At 60.9% G+C, this 20,630-nt stretch carries 21 protein-coding genes; 12 read left to right on the top strand and 9 right to left on the bottom strand.

Annotated elements, in window-relative coordinates; all coding sequences use genetic code 11:
- The first annotated feature begins 81 nt into the window (after positions 1-81).
- Positions 82-894 carry a class II glutamine amidotransferase gene (locus LQK83_RS20480; RefSeq protein WP_230839343.1) on the top strand — a complete coding sequence of 271 codons (813 nt, stop codon included), beginning with the start codon at positions 82-84 and terminating at the stop codon, positions 892-894.
- Here LQK83_RS20480 and coaBC read toward each other — a convergent pair.
- From coaBC to LQK83_RS20460, 4 genes are all read right to left on the bottom strand, one after another.
- Positions 876-2,087, bottom strand: a complete 1,212-nt coding sequence (gene coaBC / locus LQK83_RS20475) for a bifunctional phosphopantothenoylcysteine decarboxylase/phosphopantothenate--cysteine ligase CoaBC (protein ID WP_230839342.1) — start codon at positions 2,085-2,087, stop codon at positions 876-878. The two genes, LQK83_RS20480 and coaBC, sit on opposite strands and share 19 nt — an antisense overlap.
- A gap of 65 nt (positions 2,088-2,152) precedes the next feature.
- Positions 2,153-2,800 (bottom strand): LysE family translocator, encoded by a 648-nt coding sequence (locus LQK83_RS20470; protein ID WP_230839398.1) that lies wholly within the window; start codon positions 2,798-2,800, stop codon positions 2,153-2,155.
- 5 nt (positions 2,801-2,805) lie between these two features.
- Positions 2,806-3,666 carry an SDR family NAD(P)-dependent oxidoreductase gene (locus LQK83_RS20465; RefSeq protein WP_230839341.1) on the bottom strand — a complete coding sequence of 287 codons (861 nt, stop codon included), beginning with the start codon at positions 3,664-3,666 and terminating at the stop codon, positions 2,806-2,808.
- 104 nt (positions 3,667-3,770) lie between these two features.
- Positions 3,771-4,412: a DUF2272 domain-containing protein gene (locus tag LQK83_RS20460; protein ID WP_230839340.1), complete on the bottom strand. Its 642-nt coding sequence runs from the start codon at positions 4,410-4,412 to the stop codon at positions 3,771-3,773.
- Between the two features lie 207 nt (positions 4,413-4,619).
- On the opposite strand from LQK83_RS20460, the gene LQK83_RS20455 reads away from it, so the two are divergent.
- On the top strand, positions 4,620-5,843 hold the full coding sequence (locus LQK83_RS20455; protein WP_230839339.1) for an argininosuccinate synthase: 1,224 nt from the start codon (positions 4,620-4,622) through the stop codon (positions 5,841-5,843).
- A 226-nt stretch (positions 5,844-6,069) separates the two neighbouring features.
- A complete protein-coding gene (locus LQK83_RS20450; RefSeq protein WP_230839338.1) occupies positions 6,070-7,890 on the top strand; it encodes a methyl-accepting chemotaxis protein in 1,821 nt (606 codons plus the stop codon).
- Positions 7,891-7,964: 74 nt separating this feature from the next.
- Here LQK83_RS20450 and LQK83_RS20445 read toward each other — a convergent pair whose 3' ends face one another.
- Positions 7,965-8,942 carry a zinc-binding dehydrogenase gene (locus LQK83_RS20445; RefSeq protein WP_230839337.1) on the bottom strand — a complete coding sequence of 326 codons (978 nt, stop codon included), beginning with the start codon at positions 8,940-8,942 and terminating at the stop codon, positions 7,965-7,967.
- Positions 8,943-9,068: 126 nt separating this feature from the next.
- On the opposite strand from LQK83_RS20445, the gene LQK83_RS20440 reads away from it, so the two are divergent.
- Complete coding sequence (locus LQK83_RS20440; protein WP_230839397.1) at positions 9,069-9,473, top strand: GFA family protein; 405 nt, start codon at positions 9,069-9,071, stop codon at positions 9,471-9,473.
- A 10-nt stretch (positions 9,474-9,483) separates the two neighbouring features.
- Here LQK83_RS20440 and LQK83_RS20435 read toward each other — a convergent pair whose 3' ends face one another.
- Entirely contained in the window at positions 9,484-11,067 is a 1,584-nt protein-coding gene (locus LQK83_RS20435; protein WP_230839336.1) for a peptide chain release factor 3, read from the bottom strand.
- A 125-nt stretch (positions 11,068-11,192) separates the two neighbouring features.
- Between LQK83_RS20435 and dut the strand changes: the two genes are divergently transcribed.
- Entirely contained in the window at positions 11,193-11,675 is a 483-nt protein-coding gene (gene dut / locus LQK83_RS20430; RefSeq protein WP_230839335.1) for a dUTP diphosphatase, read from the top strand.
- On the opposite strand, the gene LQK83_RS20425 is transcribed toward dut, so the two are convergent.
- Positions 11,676-12,308 (bottom strand): LysE family translocator, encoded by a 633-nt coding sequence (locus LQK83_RS20425; RefSeq protein ID WP_230839334.1) that lies wholly within the window; start codon positions 12,306-12,308, stop codon positions 11,676-11,678. It lies immediately after the preceding gene.
- Positions 12,309-12,483: 175 nt separating this feature from the next.
- On the opposite strand from LQK83_RS20425, the gene LQK83_RS20420 reads away from it, so the two are divergent.
- Both LQK83_RS20420 and cysK read left to right on the top strand, forming a co-directional pair.
- On the top strand, positions 12,484-13,101 hold the full coding sequence (locus LQK83_RS20420; protein ID WP_230839333.1) for a LysE family translocator: 618 nt from the start codon (positions 12,484-12,486) through the stop codon (positions 13,099-13,101).
- 132 nt (positions 13,102-13,233) lie between these two features.
- On the top strand, positions 13,234-14,199 hold the full coding sequence (cysK, locus tag LQK83_RS20415; protein ID WP_230839332.1) for a cysteine synthase A: 966 nt from the start codon (positions 13,234-13,236) through the stop codon (positions 14,197-14,199).
- Positions 14,200-14,206: 7 nt separating this feature from the next.
- On the opposite strand, the gene LQK83_RS20410 is transcribed toward cysK, so the two are convergent.
- Both LQK83_RS20410 and LQK83_RS20405 read right to left on the bottom strand, forming a co-directional pair.
- Positions 14,207-14,557: a hypothetical protein gene (locus tag LQK83_RS20410; RefSeq protein WP_230839331.1), complete on the bottom strand. Its 351-nt coding sequence runs from the start codon at positions 14,555-14,557 to the stop codon at positions 14,207-14,209.
- Between the two features lie 97 nt (positions 14,558-14,654).
- The gene (locus LQK83_RS20405; protein WP_230839330.1) at positions 14,655-15,461 is read right to left on the bottom strand and encodes an undecaprenyl-diphosphate phosphatase; all 807 of its coding nucleotides are present in this window, start codon (positions 15,459-15,461) and stop codon (positions 14,655-14,657) included.
- Positions 15,462-15,742: 281 nt separating this feature from the next.
- Between LQK83_RS20405 and LQK83_RS20400 the strand changes: the two genes are divergently transcribed.
- The 5 genes from LQK83_RS20400 (at position 15,743) to LQK83_RS20380 (ending at position 20,546) form a co-directional block, all read left to right on the top strand.
- A complete protein-coding gene (locus LQK83_RS20400) occupies positions 15,743-16,435 on the top strand; it encodes a glutathione S-transferase family protein (RefSeq protein ID WP_230839329.1) in 693 nt (230 codons plus the stop codon).
- Between the two features lie 37 nt (positions 16,436-16,472).
- A complete protein-coding gene (queG, locus tag LQK83_RS20395; protein WP_230839328.1) occupies positions 16,473-17,594 on the top strand; it encodes a tRNA epoxyqueuosine(34) reductase QueG in 1,122 nt (373 codons plus the stop codon).
- A 1-nt stretch (position 17,595) separates the two neighbouring features.
- Positions 17,596-18,468 carry an SDR family oxidoreductase gene (locus LQK83_RS20390; RefSeq protein WP_230839327.1) on the top strand — a complete coding sequence of 291 codons (873 nt, stop codon included), beginning with the start codon at positions 17,596-17,598 and terminating at the stop codon, positions 18,466-18,468.
- Positions 18,469-18,806: 338 nt separating this feature from the next.
- Entirely contained in the window at positions 18,807-19,169 is a 363-nt protein-coding gene (locus tag LQK83_RS20385) for a septal ring lytic transglycosylase RlpA family protein (protein WP_230839326.1), read from the top strand.
- Between the two features lie 84 nt (positions 19,170-19,253).
- A complete protein-coding gene (locus tag LQK83_RS20380) occupies positions 19,254-20,546 on the top strand; it encodes an RsmB/NOP family class I SAM-dependent RNA methyltransferase (RefSeq protein ID WP_230839325.1) in 1,293 nt (430 codons plus the stop codon).
- Positions 20,547-20,630: the final 84 nt, after the last annotated feature.

The following is a 20,630-nucleotide window of genomic DNA, read 5'->3' as shown; positions in this document are numbered from 1 at the left end:
ACAATTTTACCCATGTTTCGGGATCATGAGTGCTTCCGTCGATCAAAAGAGTCGACGCCTTGTTTTTGTGGACGTTTTTACATGTGTCGTTGGGCTGCCTATAGCGGTGAACCGATCTATCTTGAGCATATCGTTTCCTCCCAGACCCATTCGCTGATCGAGCAATCGCATCACGCGACCGAGGCCAAAACCTCGACCAATGGCGACGGGTTCGGCATCGCCTGGTACGGCGACCGGCCGGAACCCGGCCTCTTCCGGGATATCCTGCCCGCCTGGTCCGACTGCAATCTCAAGTCTCTTGCCCGGCAGATCCGCTCCAGCCTGTTTCTCGCCCATGTGCGGGCAGCGACCGGCGGCGGCACGCGGCGCGACAATTGCCATCCCTTCGTTCACGGCCGCTGGTCCTTCATGCATAACGGACAGGTCTCCGGCTTCGAGCGCCTGCGCCGCCCCCTGGAGGCACAGCTCTGCGACCGGCTCTATTCCGCCCGCGTCGGCACGACGGATTCCGAACTGCTTTTTCTTCTGGCGCTGCATTTCGGTCTCGAACGCGATCCGGTCACGGCGATCGAGACCATGTTGAAGCATGTGGAAAGCGAGGCCGACCGGCTCGGCTTCGAGACTGTCATTCGCTTCACCGCCGCCTTTTCCGATGGCGCGCGTCTCTACGCAGTGCGCTATGCATCCGATCGCAAGGCGCCGACGCTCTATTCCGCGCCGCTCGGACGCGGACACTGCCTCGTTTCAGAGCCGCTCAACGATGACCGCGATGCCTGGGTGGCGATCCCGGACGGCAGCGTCGTCGTCATCGAAGGTCACGAAATTGCCGTCCAGCCCTTCGGCGGCTGGCTTTATGAGCGCCGCGTGCCGGAGCTTCAGCTGGTTGCGAAGTAGGACGCGATCTTTTCCGCCAGTTTTTCAGCCACTTCGCCCTTCGGCATGTCCGGCCAGACATCGACGCCGTCGCGGCTGATCACGCGCACGGAATTGCGCTCGCCGCCCATGATGCCGGTTTCGGCGCTGACATCATTGGCGACGATCACGTCCGCGCCTTTTGTCTCCAGTTTCTTGCGGGCGTTTTCGATCACGCTCTGCGTTTCGGCGGCAAAGCCGCAGACCAGTTTCGGCCGCATGGCGTGATGGCCGATGGTCTTCAGGATATCCGGGTTTTCAACGAGATGCAGGGGCGCGGGCGCTTCGCCGGGCTGCTTCTTGATCTTCTCGCCAGCCGATGAGGCAACGCGCCAGTCGGCAACGGCGGCCACCATGACGGCGATATCTGCCGGAAGGGCGGCCAGTACGGCATCGCGCATCTCCTCGGCGCGCTCGACATGGATCGTGCGGACACCCAGCGGATCGGGAATGGTCACGGGGCCGGAGACCAGCGTGACTTCTGCACCGAGCGCCGCCAATGCCGCCGCAATCGCATGACCCTGCTTGCCCGAAGAACGGTTGGCGATATAGCGCACCGGGTCGATCGGCTCATGCGTCGGGCCGGAGGTCACGATCGCCTTGCGACCCAGCAGCGGCTTCGGGTTTCCATCCAGAAGAAGCGTCGCCGCCTGCAGGATCTGCATCGGCTCGCTCATGCGGCCAAGCCCCGACTCTCCGCTTTCGGCCATTTCGCCGCGCTCCGGACCGATGAAATGGATGCCATCGGCTTTCAGCGTCGCGACATTGCGCTCAGTCGCCTTGGCCGACCACATTTTCGGGTTCATGGCAGGGGCAACCAGAACCGGCTTGTCGGTGGCGAGCAGCACGGTGGAGGCAAGATCGTCTGCCAGCCCGTTCGCCATCTTCGCCATCAGATCGGCAGTGGCGGGGGCCACGACAATCAGATCGCAATCGCGCGCGAGCCTTATATGGCCGACATCCTGCTCGTCCTCGCGGGAGAAGAGATCGGTATAAACATGGGAGGCGGAGAGCGCACCGACGGCGAGCGTTGTCACGAATTCCTGCGCGCCGGCCGTCATGATCGAGCGCACATTGGCCCCCTGCTCGCGAAAGCGGCGGATGAGGTCCAGGCTCTTGTAGGCGGCGATGCCACCGGCAACGATCAGCAGAATCCGCTTGTTCGTCAATATCATGGAACGCTCCCGCCCGAATTCGGCCAGACCCTACCCCCTCGCGCGCAAAATGAAAAGCGTGTGTGTCAACGCGCCTGCGTCATCAGGATCTTGACCGCGAAAGCCGAGAAGACGCCGCCGAAAGTATAATCCAGCCCCCGCAGCACTTTCCGGTTCGCTTTCAGCCACCCGGCCAGACCATGCGCGCCGAAGACCACGCCGAAGGCGACGGGCAGGCCGATGAGGATGAAATAGAAGCCGAGGAAGAAGAGCTTGCCCGTCACATGCGGATCGGACGCCTTCACGAATTGCGGCAGGAAGGTCATGAAGAAGATGATGACCTTGGGATTGAGCATGTTGACCCACAGGCCGTTCAAAAGGCCGGAGGTGAAGGAACCACGCTTCGGCGCATCCGGATTGTCATCCAGCTGGAAGGTCGAACCTTTGAAGACCGCCTGCACGGCAAGCCAGAGCAGATAGGCGGCCCCGCCGATCTTCAGGACCAGAAAGGCCATCGGCGAGGCGACGATAAGCGCGGAAACGCCGAGCGCCACCAGCGTCGTGTGGACGCAAAGCCCGATATTCGTGCCGACAATCACGCCCAAGGCGGCCACCGGTCCGTCGCGCAGCGAGCGGCTGATCTGCAGCGTCATGTCCGGGCCGGGCGTGAGGCTCAGGAGAAGACCGGCGAGCGTGAAGGTGATCAGCGTATCGAGATCGGGGATGAAGGTCATCGGCATCACAGTCCGTTCGACTTGAGGAATGCGGCAAAGGCGGGCGCATGGTCCTTGTGCCAGCGCGACAGCGGCGGGCGGTTGTCGATGATGTCATGCGCCGCCCATTCGATGCGCTTCTCATCCAACTTGCGGCTGACATCGTTGTCAGGGCAGAGAATATAGAAATCGCCCGTCGCCAGGCTTTCCATCATGAAATCCACCGTCTGCTCGGGCGTCCAGGCGCCAGCCGGCTTTTCCGTGCGGCCATTGGCGGTCAATGCAGTGTAAACGAAACCCGGGATCAGCAGGTGCGCGCTGACCTTGCCGCCTTCGGTATTGCGAAGTTCATGCTCCAGCGCTTCCGTCAACGCCTTCACGCCGGCCTTGGCGACATTATAGGCCGGGTCGCCGGGCGGCGTGGTGATGCCCTGCTTGGAGCCGGTATTAATGATGATCGCCGGTTCGCCATGCGAAAGCAGCGCCTTGCCGAAGACGCGCGAGCCATGAATGACGCCGCCGAGATTGACGTCGAGCACGCGCTGCCAGTTTTCAAACGGCCCGAAAAGCGAGGAGCCCGGCTGGATGCCAGCATTGTTCATCGCAACATGGATCGCGCCGAACCGCTTGGTTGCAGCCTCCGCCAGCGCCTCGACATCCTCCAGACGGCTGACATCGGTCGCAACCGCCAGCACGGCGTCCGCGCCGCGCGGCGATACGGCGACGACCTCCGCTGTCGCCTTCTCCAGCCGTTCGCCCGCCAGATCGGCCAGCACGACGTTCAGCCCGAGCCCCGCAAAGGCTTTCGCGGCGGCAAGGCCTATGCCGGACGCCGCCCCCGTGATAACGGCTGTGTTGCCGGGCTTGAAGACAGGGTGATTGGTCATGCATGAGTCTCCTGCAAGATGGGCATCATTGCAGGCGCACTATGTCCCGTTTGTCTCCGCTGTCAAACGCTGAACTGCGGCGCAGGTGCGCTGGCGGGGTTCGCTCACAACATGCATTCCAGCACGGAAATCAGCGTCGCGCCCTTGGCGAGCCGCCCGGCCTGATCGAGTTGCCACACCTTTCGGCCCACCGTATCGACCGCGACATTTCCTCCGATCGTAACGAGTTTGCCCTTCTGTGGATCGACTTCGACAACGATATCCGAATGTGAGGGCATGAAATTGCCTTTTGGCGCAGCCTCGGGCCCGTAGGCTTGAAGCACGGTGGCATAAGTCACATCGGCGGCGCTGCCGCGCCCCGCATTGATTAGGTCGCCCACTTTCGGCACGTAGACCCTCGGATCACGGCCAAGATAGGCGACCGTCGTGTTGTGGGCTGCCGCGTCCCGAATCGCGTCAACGACGTAATGGATATGTCCCTCGCTGAACAGAAACTGGGACTCCGTCGCGCCGGCGCAGCGAACGACATAGCTGATAAAGGCGGATGACCATGCCGGACGGTAGGACTTGCCCTTGGAATCCTGATAGGTCGTGCGCCCATCAATGTGGGAGTTCTTCAGACCCACGCTCCAGTAGTTGCCGACATACTGGCAGAACGGATCATCGGTCTCACGTCCCTTGCCGTTCTCGAATTTCTCATATTCGTGCATGGCCTGTGCGACGAGGTTGTCTGTGAAATCTGACATCTGAAGTCCTCCCAAAAGCGTTGAAATATGCACCTAATGATTGAGGAACGAAGATATACACGTAAAAGTAAAATAAGAAAATGGGGTTCGCGCCTGCCGTGCCTGAAATCGCGCAGTGGCCTTGCACAGCACGCGAAACCGGCTAAAAGTGCCGCCATTCCGGGTTCGGATAGTCAGAACCCTTGTTCATCAAACGGAACTATCGACATGGCGCTTCCCAAAGACGTGAAAAAGGTCGTTCTCGCCTATTCCGGCGGTCTCGACACCTCCATCATCCTGAAATGGCTGCAGACCGAGCTCGGCGCTGAAGTCGTCACCTTCACGGCCGATCTCGGCCAGGGCGAGGAACTGGAGCCGGCGCGCAAGAAGGCCGAGATGCTCGGCATCAAGGAAATCTTCATCGAGGACGTGCGCGAGGAGTTCGTGCGCGATTTCGTCTTCCCGATGTTCCGCGCCAATGCCGTCTATGAAGGCGTCTATCTGCTCGGCACCTCGATTGCCCGTCCGCTGATCTCCAAGCACCTGATCGAGATCGCGAAAAAGACCGGCGCAGATGCGATTGCCCATGGCGCAACCGGCAAGGGCAACGACCAGGTTCGCTTCGAGCTTTCGGCTTACGCCCTGAACCCCGATATCAAGATCATCGCGCCGTGGCGCGACTGGTCGTTCAAGAGCCGCACCGATCTGCTGGCCTTTGCCGAACAGAACCAGATCCCGGTTGCCAAGGACAAGAAGGGCGAGGCTCCCTTCTCCGTCGATGCCAACCTGCTGCACTCGTCGTCAGAAGGCAAAGTTCTCGAAGACCCGGCACAGGAAGCCCCCGAATACGTGCATATGCGCACGATTTCGCCGGAAGCCGCACCGGACAAGGCGACCACCATCAAGGTCGGCTTCCGCAAGGGCGATGCCTGCTCCATCAACGGCGTCGAGATGAGCCCGGCCACGCTGCTCGCCGAGCTTAACAACTATGGCCGCGACAACGGCATCGGCCGTCTCGACCTCGTGGAAAACCGCTTCGTCGGCATGAAGTCGCGCGGCGTCTACGAAACGCCCGGCGGTACGATCCTTCTAGCTGCGCACCGTGCGATGGAATCGATCACGCTCGACCGTGGCGCCGCGCATCTCAAGGACGAGATCATGCCGCGCTATGCCGAGCTCATCTATTACGGCTTCTGGTTCTCGCCGGAACGCGAAATGCTCCAGGCCCTCATCGACAAGAGCCAGGAACATGTCGAAGGCGAAGTGACGCTGAAGCTCTACAAGGGCAATGTCATGGTCATCGGCCGTGAGAGCGACAAGTCGCTCTATTCCGACAAGCTCGTCACCTTCGAGGACGACCAGGGCGCCTATGACCAGAAGGATGCTGCCGGCTTTATCAAGCTGAACGCCCTTCGCCTGCGCACGCTCGCCAAGCGCAACCAGAAGGGCTGAGCCCCGCTTCAAGTCCGGTTCGCCAAATTGACAGAAGATTGGAAAGCGGTTCGCCACAAGGGAGGGCCGCTTTCTGCTTGGGAGGTGCCCTTTAGAATTCAGGGATGCCTATAAGATTTCCTTAAGAATATTTCGATAACTATATATATTAGTTATTAATAAATTAATGCGTCGCACGCGGCCTCTCTTTATGACTGTGTCGAGACGTGAGGACTGGGTTTTTGGCATGAAGAATCTCAAGATATCGGTGCAGCTATTCATCCTAGTCGGAGGCCTGATGGCCGCGTTTGCGGTAGCAACCTATTTCGAAGTGAGATCGGCAACGGCAACCATCTATAACGAGCGTAACCAAACGCTTCGCACCGAGATCGAAACCGCGCTTTCGGTGATGAAGGACTTCGATGACCGTGCGAAGGCTGGTGAATTCACGGTCGAAGAGGCCAAGAAGCGTGCCTATGATCTCCTTTCGAAGCTGCGCTACGATCCCGATGGCTATTTCTTCGGCTATGACTATGACGTCAACATGCTCTTCCACATCAACCAGAAGCTGGTCGGGCAGAATTTCAAGGGCAAGGCGGACCAGACGGGCTTTGCCTATCGTGATGCCATCGTGAAAGTCGGCCAGGAAGGCGGCGGATATGTCAATCTGATCGGTCCCAAGCCCGGCAAGGACCCGAACGACTACACCTATCCCAAATCGGTTTATGCCAAGGCCTATGAGCCGTGGAAGGCGGTCGTCGCTACCGGCCTTTATGTCGATGACTTGAACGCCCAGATCCGACAGCAGATCATCCAGATCGTGGCGGTGTCGGCGGTAATTTTCGTGTTGGCCCTGGTTGCAGCCTACGCTTTGATCCGCGGCATTACACGCCCGCTCGATGCCATTCGCGAAACCCTGCATCGGGTTGCCGAAGGCGATATCGATACGCCCGTTCCGCATCGCGAGATGTCAAACGAAGTGGGGATGATGGCGAAAGCCACGGCCGAGCTTCAGGAGAAGGTGCGCGAGCGGCGCGCCATGGCCGAGCGGGAAGCCGAGCACAAGCGCCAGATCGATGCCGAGCGCCAACAGAACGCCGATTTTCAGGCCACGGAAGCGGAAACACAGGCGCGCGTCGTTCGTACGATCGGTCAGGCATTGGAACAGCTCGCCCAGGGCGATCTCACGGTGCGCTGCGGCGATCTGGGCAACCGTTATGCGGAACTGCGCGACAACTTCAACGGCGCCATCAGCCAGCTTGAGCGGACAATGACGCTGATCAAGGAACGCGGCACCGATATTGGCGTCAGCAAGGAAGAAATCCGCCGCGCCTCGAATGAACTGGCGCAGCGTACCGAACGGCAGGCGGCAAGCCTTGAGGAAACCTCGGCGGCGCTGGATGAACTGACGGTGGCCGTTCGCCAGACCGCGGATGGCGCGCGCGAAGCCGCAGGCCGCGTGGGCGAAGTGCGGTCCGAAGCCGAGAAGAACGACCGCGTGGTCGAAAAGGCGATCAACGCCATGAGCGGGATCGAACAGTCCTCGCAGGAAATCGGCAATATCATCGGCGTGATCGACGAGATTGCCTTCCAGACCAACCTCCTCGCGCTGAATGCCGGCGTCGAGGCGGCGCGAGCCGGGGAAAGCGGCAAGGGCTTTGCCGTGGTCGCACAGGAAGTGCGTGAACTGGCGCAGCGCTCTGCGGCCGCTGCCAAGCAGATCAAGGAACAGATCAACAAGTCGTCGGCGCAGGTCGGCGATGGCGTTCAGCTGGTCGGCGAGGCCGGCGAAGCCTTGAAGCGGATCTCCCAGCAGGTCGAAAGCGCCAACGAGATCGTCATTCAGATCGCCCACCGCGCCAACGAGCAGGACACGACGCTGCGCTCCATCTCGTCCTCGATGAACGAACTGGACCTCGCCACCCAGAAAAATGCGGCCATGGCCGAGGAAACGACGGCATCTGCGGAAATGCTCGCCAACGACACCGGCACGCTGCTGGAGCTCATCGAGCGCTTCCGCGTTTCTGGCGGTCAGGCTCCGGCACAGGGTTACCGTAAGGCCGGTTGATCAAAGTCTCGACCCGACAAACAAAAAACGGGGCGGTTTTTCCGCCCCGTTTTCGTTTCATGGATCCATCGGCCTCAGCCGCGGATCAGAACCTTGCCCTTGCGGCCAGGTTCCATGCTGGCGGCGGCGGCCTTGGCGCCGTCTTCAAGGCCATAGATTTCTTCGACCGGCAGGTTCAGCTGGCCATTGGAGGCGAGCGTGATCAGTTCGCCGATCATGCGGGCGTAATCGGCGGGGCTTGTCTTGCCCGAGCGCTTGGCGCCCCAGAAGCCGATGACCTTGGCCTGTTTGAAGATCAGGTCGCCGGAGGAAATCTCCATATTGCCACCGCTCATCGTGCCGAAGGACATGAGCGTTGCCCCTTCGCCGAGCAGGCTCATCAGCTGGCCGCTTTCCTTGGCCCCGACGCTGTCGATGGCGTAGAGGATCGGGTCGCTGCCGGGGAACATCTTCACCTTGTCCATCCAGCCCGGATCCTGCGTCGAGACATTATTGGAAATCCCGAGTGCTTCCAGTTCGCCGACGCCCGCATCGCGGCGCACGACGTTGATGACATTGATGCCGCGCGCCTGACAGATCATCGCGATCGTCTTGCCCACAGCGCCGGTCGCGGCATTCTGGATCAGCCACTCGCCGGGCTTCACGCCAAGATCATCCAGCGCCATCAGCGCACTGATAGGCATGGCGATGAGCTGGCAGCCGAGCTCGTCCGGCACCGAGTCCGGCAGTGGAATCGCGCGCTGCGCTTTCATGAGGAAATATTCGGCCCAGGTATCGGTAAGCCCTGCGGCCATGACACGCTGACCGACGGAAAGATTGGTCACGCCGGCGCCCAGCGCATCGACAACACCGGCGGCTTCCGTGCCGCCGACAGCGGGCAGCGGCGGCTTGACGCCATAGCTGCCTCGAATGGTCCACAGATCATGATTGTGGATCGGTGATAGCGTCATGCGGACGCGGATTTCTCCCGGACCCGGCTCGGGCATGGGACGTTCGCCAGCTACCAGAACCTCGGCCGGATCCCCGAAAGCCTTGTATTCGATCACGCGCATAAGTCTCTCCCTCTGCTCTTCAATCCATGATGCAACAAAAACCTACTTAGAGGCTTTTGCTGTCAATTATAAGAAGCAGAGGCTTCCGGAAGTTCCCGGCACGAATAAAGGAATGGTGCTGAGATGATGCGGATAGACGGACAATGCCATTGTGGAACAGTGACTTACGAAGCGGAAATCGAGCCTGAAGACGTTTCCATCTGCCATTGTACGGATTGCCAAAGGCTCACCGGATCGGCCTTTCGCGTGACCGTGTCAACACCCGCCGATCAGTTCCGGCTGACCGGAAAACCGCCCAAACGCTACGAAAAACGCGCCGATAACGGCGCGCGGCGGCTACAATTCTTCTGCGGCGATTGCGGCTCACCGATCTACACGACGGGCGAGGGCAAGGATGCGGAAACGGTCGGCATCCGCTGGGGCTCCATCAACCAGCGCAGCCAGTTGAAGCCAAAGCACAAGATCTGGTGCCGCTCCGCCGTCGACTGGCTGAGCGGCATCCCGAACCTGCCCGGCAGGCCCGGAGATTGAGCGTTCAGGATCACGCCGCCTTCTGGACGTGATATTCCTTGATCGCCGCCATCTTGATGGCCGGTGCGCGTTCTGCCTCGTATCGCAGTGAGAAGCTGTCCTGCGCCAGGAAGACCGGATCGCCGTCGAGGTCTCGGCAGATATCGCCGCGCTTGGTGGTGATGAACTTTTCGAGATCGGCCGAATTGTCGGCGGAGATCCAGCGGCAGACGGAGAAGCGCGACATCTCAAACGAGACCGGCAGGCCATATTCCTGCTGCAGGCGTTCCTTCAGCACATCAAGCTGCAGCGCGCCGACAACGCCGACGATGGCGGGCGAACCGTCTTCCGGCGAGAAGAGCTGCACGACGCCCTCTTCGGCCATCTGCTGGAGCGCTTCCTTCAGCTTCTTGGCCTTCATCGCGTCTTCGAGACGCACACGGCGCAGGATTTCCGGCGAGAAGTTCGGCACACCCTGGAAAACCAGCGCCTCGCCCTCGGTCAGTGTGTCGCCAATGCGCAAGGTTCCGTGGTTCGGAATGCCCACCACGTCGCCGGCATAGGCCGTGTCGGCCAGCTGGCGTTGCGAGGCGAAGAAGAATTGCGGGGCGGTGAGCCCCATCTGCTTGCCGGTGCGGGCCAGTCGCGCCTTCATGCCGCGCTCCAGCTTGCCGGAGCAGATGCGGGCGAAGGCAATGCGGTCGCGATGGTTGGGGTCCATGTTGGCCTGGATCTTGAAGACGAAGGCGGTCATCTTGTCTTCGGCTGCATGAACGGTGCGCGTATCCGCCACCTGGTCACGCGGCGGCGGTGCGTAAGCGCCGAGCGCGTTGATGAGATCGCGAACGCCGAAATTCCGGAGCGCCGAACCGAAAAAGACCGGCGTCATATGCCCTTCGAGGAAGCTTGCGCGATCAAACGGACGGCAGGCTTCGCGGGCCAGTTCCAGCTCGTCGATAAAGGCGGAGCGTTCATTCTCCGGCAGGCGGTCGGCAATGCTTTCCGGCCCGTTCACGGCCAGCGGCTCGACCTGTGTGTCGCTGCCGCGGAAGGTCGAGTTGGCGAGATTGAACGAGCCGCAGAAGGTCTTGGAACGACCGACCGGCCAGGTGACCGGGGCCGTGTCCAGCGCCAGCTTTTCTTCCACTTCGTCCAGGATTTCAAAGGGATCGCGGCTTTCGCGGTCCATCTTGTTGATGAAGGTGATGATCGGAATGTCGCGCATGCGGCAGACTTCGAAGAGCTTCAGCGTGCGCGGCTCGATACCCTTGGCGGCGTCGATGACCATGACGGCAGCGTCGACGGCGGTCAGCGTGCGATAGGTGTCGTCCGCAAAATCCTCGTGGCCGGGCGTGTCCAAAATGTTGAAGACATTGCCTTCATATTCGAAGGTCATCACCGAGGTGACGACCGAAATGCCGCGTTCGCGCTCGATCTTCATCCAGTCGGACCGCGTCTGGATGCGGTCCTTCTTCGCCTTGACTTCCCCGGCGAGCTGGATCGCGCCGCCGAACAGCAGCAGCTTTTCGGTCAGCGTGGTCTTGCCGGCGTCCGGGTGGGCGATGATTGCGAAGGTGCGGCGGCGCGAAACCGCCTCGGCCAAAGTCTCGGTCATATGACGTTCAAATCCTGTGAATTGGCCGCCTTCTACCGGCTTCGGAGGCAAAGTTCAATTGACCCGTCACATCCGGGCGCTAGATACTAGTCATCTATCCTCAAACAGTCAGCGGAGTGCGGCCGATGAACATGCATCCTCATGCCACCCCTGCGCTTGAGCCGGTTCTGGGTCTTGTCCGGCTTTCTCACGCCGATGGCCTCGATCTTCCGTCTTACGAGACGGCAGGCGCTGCCGGCATGGACCTGCGCGCCGCCGTTTCCGAAGACCGGCCGCTGATGCTGATACCCGGCAAGCGCGCGCTGGTGCCGACCGGCCTCGTCATGGAAATCCCGCAAGGCTATGAAGCGCAGATCCGCCCCCGTTCCGGCCTCGCCTTCAAGCACGGCATCACCTGCCTCAACACGCCCGGAACGATAGACAGCGATTATCGCGGCGAAGTGAAGGTCCTGCTGATCAATCTCGGCGAAGAGGAATTCCTCATCGAACGCGGCATGCGCATCGCCCAGATGGTGGTCGCACCGGTGACGCAGGTGCGCGTGCGCGAGGTCAACGAAACCTCCGACACCGAGCGGGGCGCAGGCGGCTTCGGGTCGACAGGCGTCTGATCAGCGCCGGCTTTCCAGCGCCATCCGCGCCGCAAGACCGGCCAGAACCGTTCCCATCAGCCAGCGCTGAACCTGAGCCCAGAAGGGGCGCTCTTTCAGGAACACGGCAACCGAGCCGGCGGAAATGGCGATTGTCGCGTTGACGGAAACGCTGATCGCGATCTGCACCAATCCCAGGACAACCGACTGCGCCAGAACATGGTCCTTTGCCGGCTCGATGAACTGCGGCAGCAGCGAGAGATAGAGAACCGCGACTTTCGGGTTCAGAAGATTGGTGATCAAACCCATGAAGAAGAGGCGGCGCGGCCCGTCGATCGGTAGATCGCGCGTTTCGAAGATCGGCCGGGCGCCGGGTTTCAGCGCGTTCCATGCGAGCCATGCGAGATAGGCTGCACCGGCAAAACGCAGCGCATCGTAGGCAATCGGGACCGCGAAGAGAATGGCCGTGATCCCGAAAGCAGCGGCCAACATGTAGACGACAAAGCCGCAAGCCACGCCGCATAGCGAAACCAGCCCGGCCTTCGGACCCTGGCTCAGCGACCGCGAAATCAGGTAGAGCATGTTCGGTCCGGGCGTGAGAACCATGCCCAGCGCAACGAGGGCAAAGGCTGCAAGGGTTGCGGCTGACGGCATAAGCGGCTCCGGTGCTTGATGTCACGAAACGTAGTTCCCGCAATCATGCCCGCAAGTCAGGAATTGACACGGAGACAAGATTTAAGGCGACGAATGGTCCGAACGGCGGTTCCGTGACATCTTCCCAATTGCCTCCTTTTTGCATCTGAGGCATGAAGTCGGCGGGAGAACTTTCATGACCGCCGCCAATCTTCTCACATATGCCTTCGCACTCTTCGTTGCCGCCGCCATTCCCGGTCCCGGGATCACAGCGATTGTCGCGCGCGCCCTGGGCTCCGGCTTCCGGCCGACCTTCTTCATGGGGCTCGGGCTCATCCTGGGGGATGTCGTCTATTTGACAGCCGTCGTTCTCGGCCTTGCCTATGTGGCGCAGACCTTCACGACTGCCTTCATGGTGCTGAAATTCGCCGGCGCGCTTTATCTGGGCTATATCGCCTGGAAACTCTGGACGGCAGGGCTGTTGGGCCAGAAGATCGAGGCGAAGCGAGCAGGTGGCCTGGGGGCATCTTTCATGTCCGGTCTGCTCGTCACGTTGGGCAACCCGAAAACCATGCTTTTCTATGTCGCGCTGGTTCCGACGCTGATCCCGCTTGCCCAGATCGGCCCGCAGGATTACGCCGCTCTGGTCATCGTGACGGCAGTCGTGCTGCTGCTCGTGCTCGTTCCCTATATCCTTCTCGCGGCCAAGGCGCGCGAGCTTCTCAAGGAGCCTTCGGCGCTGAAACTGCTGAACCGCGCGGCCGGCGGCATTCTGGCCGGCACCGCCGTCTACATTGCCGCACGCGCCGCGTAACACGGACATTCGCCAAACGGGCCGAATTTGGCAGAAAATTCTCTTCGCGCCCGCTCCCCCGATCATTCGGTTCTGGCGAGGGTTTCCGTTTGTGCCTATCTTGCATTCCAAGACATTCAATCTGGGAGACACATGATGGCGGCAAAGAAGCCGGGACGTGGCCGCGTCTATAATTCGATCATCGAGACCATCGGCGATACGCCCATTGTCCGCCTCGACAAGCTGGCGAAGGAAAAGGGCGTGAAGGCGAACCTTCTCGCCAAGCTTGAATTCTTCAACCCCATCGCCTCCGTCAAGGACCGCATCGGCGTCGCCATGATCGAAAGCCTGGAAGCGCAGGGCAAGATCACGCCCGGCAAAACCACGCTTGTTGAGCCGACGTCCGGCAATACCGGCATTGCGCTCGCCTTTGCCGCTGCCGCCAAGGGCTACAAGCTGATCCTGACCATGCCGGAAACCATGTCGGTCGAACGCCGCAAGATGCTGGCGCTGCTGGGTGCCGAACTCGTGCTCACGGAAGGCCCGAAGGGCATGAAGGGTGCGATTGCCAAGGCCGAGGAGTTGGCCACCACCCTGCCCGACGCGATCATCCCGCAGCAGTTCGAAAACCCGGCCAACCCGGAAATCCACCGCAAGACGACGGCCGAGGAGATCTGGAACGACACCGATGGCGGTGTCGATATCTTCGTGTCCGGCATCGGCACGGGCGGCACCATTACCGGCACCGGACAGGTGCTGAAAGAGCGAAAGCCCTCAGTTAAGGTCATCGCGGTCGAGCCGGCCGACAGCCCGGTTCTTTCCGGCGGCGCGCCCGGCCCGCACAAGATCCAAGGCATCGGCGCGGGCTTCACCCCGAAGGTACTTGATACGTCGGTCTATGATGAAGTGGTGACGGTCACGAATGACGAGGCTTTCGAAACCGCCCGTCTCGTGGCTCGCCTGGAGGGCGTACCGGTCGGAATTTCGTCGGGCGCGGCGCTGACGGCGGCGATCAAGGTGGGAGCCCGCGAGGAAAATGCCGGCAAGACGATTGTCGTGATCATCCCGTCCTTTGCCGAACGTTATCTGTCGACGGCGCTTTTCGACGGTCTGGCATAAACCGTTCTCACCCCGGAACGGCCGGAACCTCGCGCCGCAGATCGGGCTCATCATGAATGAAGGTGACATTGAGGCTTGCCGGAAGCTCTTCCGGCAGGCCTTTTTCGTTGGCGATCAGGTCTGCGACGGCCGTCTCGCTCTCGGCATCCAGATGGACGCCCGCCGTCGTTACCAGATCGCGGAACCGCGCAAGCCCCTGCGGCGGCAGCACCATGCGGAAATTGGTCGCGATGTTGGAGAGGAAGGTGTGATCGCTGACCCATCCCCCGGCGGACACGACTGCGTCGTTGATATCGGCGGTAACCTGATGGCGATTGGCGTGGGTGACGCCTGTCAGCATGATGATCCGAGGGCGCATGGCCGTCTCCGAGCCTGTTTTGCTGCCGGGTGGTTCCGTAATGCTCCCGGCAATGCCTGGAGCATCCTGTTCGCTATCGGACTATTCGTCCTTGATCTTACTTAACCCAGCCGAGGCCGAGCATGCCGAAAAGCGCGACGCCGAGGATGATGCGGTAGATCGCAAAGGCCGTGAAGCGGTTGGAACGGATATAGCCGAGCAGCCACTTGACCGAGACGAAGGCGACGATCATCGAAACAACGAAGGCGATGCCGAGCAGCGTCCAGTTTTCCGGCGGGGCATTCTCGAGCTTGGCGGCCTTGATAGACTTCAGCAGCTCATAGCCGCTGGCGGCATACATGGTCGGGATGCCGACGAGGAAGGCGAACTCGGTTGCCGCAGCACGGTTTCCGGTGCCGAAGAGCATCGCCGCGAAGATGGTGGCGCCGGAACGCGATGTGCCGGGGAAAACGCCCGCGACGATCTGGGCGAGGCCGACGATGATGGCGACGGGCCATGTCACCTTGGAGCTGGCCGGGCGGCGCGCCGCAATCTGCTCGGCAACAATCATCCAGATGCCGCCGATGATCAGCGCCCAGGCGATCGGAACGACGCTTTCAGGCAGCTTGAAGCCCATTTTCGTGACAATCAGGCCAAGCACGGCCGTGATGAGAAAGGCGACAATCAGCTTCAGCAGATAATCGCGGTTTTCAGGATCGCGGAAGCCGAGAAGGAGCGAGAGAATGCGCTGCCAATAGATAAAGGTAACGGCGAGGATCGCGCCGGCCTGGATGACGACGTTGAACGTGTCGGACCGGTCGCCCAGCCATTGTTCGGCGATCAGAAGGTGGCCGGTCGAGGAGATCGGGAGAAATTCCGTGATCCCTTCGATGATGCCGAGAAGAATTGCATTGATATAGTCCATCGATCTCTCCGTGGGACCATGATTGCAGTTGGACAACCGGCTGGATGACGAGAAAGAGGCAGCTCCTGGCCGGGGGAAAGGCGCAAGGAAGCGGCCATCCGGATCATTCAGAGCGGCGTGTCATGAAATGACCTCTTTATGAGATTTGAAAATGCTGAAGGACGGGCGAATCGCGGAATTGGCAAAAGCTATAGCTTTTCTTAAACCCTGGGCGCTAGGATTTTGTAAACGAATGCGGGCGAGCCACCCCAGGAGCGCCGAACCGGACCGAAACGGAATCAATGCCAGTACTTTATCATCACACCATGTCGTCCGCCTCGCGGTTCATCCGCCTTGTTCTCGGCGAGTACGGCCTGCCTGTCGAGCTCACGGAAGAGCAGCCCTGGGAAATGCGCAAGGATTTCATCAAGCTCAATCCGTCCGGTACGCTGCCTGTGCTTGTCGATGACAACATGCGCGTCCTGTGCGGCGCAACGGTGATTTCCGAGTTCCTTGACGAGACCTCCGGCATTCTGAAGCGGGACAAGCGACTGCTCGCCGAAGACCCTTTTCAGCGGGCAGAAATCCGCCGGCTGGTCGAGTGGTTCCTGGTCAAGATGGAAGCCGACGTCACGAAGCCGCTGGTGCGCGAGCGGATCTTCAAGCTGCAGATGCCGCCGACGCTCGGCGGCGGCGCACCGGATTCGAAGATCTTGCGCATGGCGCGCGGCAATATCCGCCAGCACATGAAATATATCTCTTGGCTCGCAGGGTCGCGCAGCTATCTCGCCGGCAGTCGGCTGAGCTATGCGGATCTGGCCGCAGCCGCGGCGCTTTCCGAGCTTGATTATCTTGGCGAAATCACCTGGGCGGAATCTCCGCAAGCGCGCGACTGGTATCAGCGCATCAAGTCGCGCCCCTCGTTCCGCCAGCTTCTCTCGGAGCGTGTGCGCGGGGTGACACCGGTATCGCATTATGCCGATCTCGATTTCTGATCTCGCCGGGCTGCACGGGAACGCGTAAACTCGCCCCATGGCAGAGACAACGGACAAGCTGAGAGCATTCATCAAGGCCGAGGCTTTGCGTCTCGGCTTTTCTGCGGCGCGGATTGCGCCGGCAGAGGCCTCGCCCCGGCTGGCTGAAGATCTGGCCGGCTTTGTCAGCGCCGGCTTTCACGGGACCATGGACTGGATGGTGGAGACGGCCGCGCGGCGCGCCGATCCCAGGATGCTTTGGCCGGAAGCCAACAGCGTCGTCGTGCTTGCCATGAATTATGGCCCGAACGGCGACCCGCTGGCAACGACGCAGATGCCGGATCGCGGCAATATCTCCGTCTATGCCCGCAATCGCGACTATCACGACATTATCAAGGGCAAGCTCAAGGAACTGGCCGGCAAGATTGCCGCGCGAACGGGCGAAGACGTGAAGGTCTTCGTCGATACCGCGCCTGTCATGGAAAAGCCGCTCGCCATGCAGGCGGGGCTTGGCTGGCAGGGCAAGCATACCAATCTCGTCAGCCGGGAACTTGGCTCCTGGTTCTTCCTCGGTTCGATCTTCACGACCACGGAGATCGCGCCCGACACCACCGAGACGGATCATTGCGGCTCATGCCGCGCCTGTCTCGACGCCTGTCCTACACAGGCATTTCCGGCGCCCGGCCGGATCGATGCGCGGCGCTGCATTTCCTACCTGACCATCGAACACAAGGGTATGATCGGCGCAGAGTTCCGCGCGGCGATGGGAAACCGCATCTATGGCTGCGACGATTGTCTTGCCGCCTGTCCGTGGAACAAGTTTGCCCAGACGGCACGCGAGATGAAGTTGCAGCCGCGTCCCGAACTTGCGGCTCCACGGCTCGATTTTCTGCTGGGGCTGGACGACGCCGCATTCCGCAGTTTCTTCACCGGCTCGCCGATCAAGCGGATCGGGCGAAACCGCTTCATCCGCAATTGCCTGATCGCCGCGGGGAATTCCGCAGACCCCAGCCTTCTCCCCCTCTGCCAGGGCCTGCTCGCGGATGACGATCCGGTCGTGCGGGCCAGTGCGCTTTGGGCCGTCGCATCGCTCGAAGGTCCGGACGCTGCGCTGAGGGCCCTTCCCAAGGGGGAAAGCGATCCTATAGTACTCAGCGAACGGGATTCGCTGGGACATTGAAATGACATTGACGATCTTCGGCTGCGGCTATTCGGGCAAGGCGATTGCCGAGGCCTGCAGCGATCTCCTGGGCCCGGTTGCCGGAACGACGCGCACGCCGGACAAGGCCGAGCGACTGAAGGCGAAAGGCGTTGACGCTTATCTCTATGCCGGCGGCGAACCGGATGAGGCGTTTTGCGCCCGTCTTTCGCAGACCACGCATCTCGTCCAGTCAATCGCGCCCGGCCCGGAAGGCGACCCCCTGCTGCATTGGGGCGCAGCGCGGCTCTCCTCTCTGATGCCGAAGCTGGAATGGGTGGGATATCTTTCCACCGTCGGCGTCTACGGCGATCATGACGGGGCCTGGGTCGACGAGGAGACCGAATGCCGGCCTGTGTCGCGGCGCTCCGTGGAGCGGACGGAGGCGGAAGCCGGCTGGCAGGCCTTTGCCGCCGCTTCAGGTTTGCCCGTCGCCGTGCTCCGGCTCTCGGGTATCTATGGGCCGGGGCGCAACGCCTTCGTCAATCTGAAAGAGGGCACCGCCAAGCGCATCGTCAAGGCGCACCAGGTCTTCAATCGCATTCGCGTCGAGGATATCGGCGCGGCAACGCGGTTTCTGGCCGAGCGTCAACTTGGCGGCATCTATAATGTCACCGACGACGAACCGGCCCCGCCGCAGGATGTCGTGGCCTTCGCCGCACAGCTGATGGGCGTCGAACCGCCGCCCGAAACCGACTTTGCAACCGCCGAACTCAGCCCCATGGCGCGCTCCTTTTATGGAGAGAACAAGCGGGTCTCGAACGCCAAAATCCGGCGACTTGGCTTTGGTTTCGGGCATCCGAACTACCGGTCCTCGCTCGAAAACCTCTGGAATTGTGGCAACTGGCTGCCTTAATCTCAAATTTTAACTACCAAAAAGTGTAATTATCAATTTCTTAACCTTGAATACGTGCTCCTTGTCCGCGTCTGAGCAAGGAATGTCACGGGATTCCGTGAGCGGCTGCGGAATTGGAATAATCATCTCCCAATCTGCGGCCTCCATATAGGAAACATTGAATCTTCTAGATAAATTCCAAAAACTACGGAATACGAAGTTTTTTTGATCCGCAATTCGTTTGCGCAAAATATTTCAGACTGTAATGTTCCGTGATTGGTTGTGGCACTTTTCAGCCATTTTTGACCCTTTGAAGCTCGCCCCAGAGAAATTTTTTCCTCATCTGGAGAGTTCTAGAAATGGCATTCCGTTTTCGCACTTTGGCCCTCGGCCTTTCAATGGGTCTCGGCCTGGTGTCTACAACCGGAGAGGCATATGCCGCGCGTGGCTGTGGCGGCGCCTCCTGGTATGCGGCGCATTCCAAGACCGCCTCGGGCGAGCGCATGAACCCCTCGCATCTCACCGCCGCGCATCGGTCGCTGGCCTTCGGAACAAAGATCAAAGTCACCAACATGCGCAACGGCAACAGCGTCGTCGTGCGCGTCAATGATCGCGGACCCTTCATTCGCGGCCGTGTTCTGGACCTGTCGCGTGGTGCTGCCAACTCGCTCCACATGATCGCCACCGGCACGGCGAAAGTCTGCTACGAAGTCCTTGGCTGATCCGCTTCTCCTTGCTCTTGCGTCGTTTCGTCGTTAACGAAGCGATGAAAGTGCCCTGACGGGCGAAGACGGAGACGAGCAGACATGCGACTTGGCGGACGGCTGGCGGGGGCGATCGAGGTTCTTGACGATATCGAGACCAGACGACGCCCTGTGGCCGACGCGCTGAAGGACTGGGGTCTTTCCCACCGCTTCGCCGGCTCCGGCGACCGGGCCGCCATAGGCAATATTGTCTATGACGCGCTGCGCATGAAGCTTTCGCATGCCTGGCTCCTCGATGACGACAGCGCTTTAACGCTCGGCCATGCCGTCATGTTCCGCCAATGGGGCTTTACGCCGGAAACGCTTGCTGCCGAGCTTGTTGGCGACCGCTTTGCGCCACCCCCGCTTCCCGATGCGCAACTGCAGGCTCTTGCTGCCCGACGGATCGAGGATGCGCCGCTTCACGTTCAGGGCGACATTCCAGAATGGGTCGTCGCTGACTTTGAGCGGAATTTCGGCGATCAATGGCTGGCCGAGGCGAAGGCGCTGACGGCGCGGCCGTCTCTTGATCTGCGCGCCAACACGCTGAAGGCCGACCGCGACAAGGTGGTCAAGGCGCTGGAGCGTGCCGGCGCCGAAGCATGCCGCCTGGCGCCGGACGGTGTGCGGGTTGCAGCGGGCAAGCTTTCCGACCGTCTGCCCAATGTGACGGCTGAACTTTCCTTCGCGAAGGGCTGGTTCGAGGTGCAGGATGAGGGCTCGCAGCTCGTCGCCGGTCTGGTGATGGCGCAGGAAGGCGAGCAGATTCTCGATTATTGCGCCGGTGGCGGCGGAAAGACGCTCGCGCTTTCGGCCGTGATGCACAACAAGGGCCAGGTCCATGCCTATGACGCGGACCGCAAGCGCCTTTCTCCCATCATTGAGCGCCTGAAACGGGCCGGCACACGCAATGTGCAGGTTCACGACGGTCTGGGGTCGCTGAAGCCGCTCTCCGGCAAATTCGATCGCGTGCTGATCGACGCGCCCTGCACCGGAACGGGAACGTGGCGGCGGCGGCCCGACACGAAATGGCGGCTGACGGAAAAGAACCTTGGCGAGCGCGTGACGCAGCAGCGCGACGTTCTCGAAGCGGCCTCCTCCTATCTCCGCCCAGGCGGGCACCTAGCTTACGTCACCTGCTCGCTGCTGCCGCAGGAAAACCAGGAGCAGGTGCAGAGCTTCCTTGCAGACCATCCCGAATTCGAGCTGCGTTCGTCTTTTGACGATTTTGCCCGCCTCACCCGGCAGACCGACCTCAAGCCACTCGACGCTGCCGGGACCGGCATCACGCTGTCTCCGGCAACCAGCGACACCGACGGCTTCTATTTCTGCCTGATGCAGCGCCGGCCGCAATAAGAGCAAAAACTCTGGAATGGTTCAAAACGAGAGTATTTGACACAAGTTTTTTTGTGGGTCATGAAAGCGCCGTATCAATCCCGG

The sequence above is a fragment of the Rhizobium sp. C1 genome (assembly GCF_021026335.1).
Taxonomy (GTDB): Bacteria; Pseudomonadota; Alphaproteobacteria; order Rhizobiales; family Rhizobiaceae; genus Ensifer_A.
Note: the sequence above shows the minus strand (reverse complement) of the source record. Positions and strands in the feature narration are given on the sequence as shown.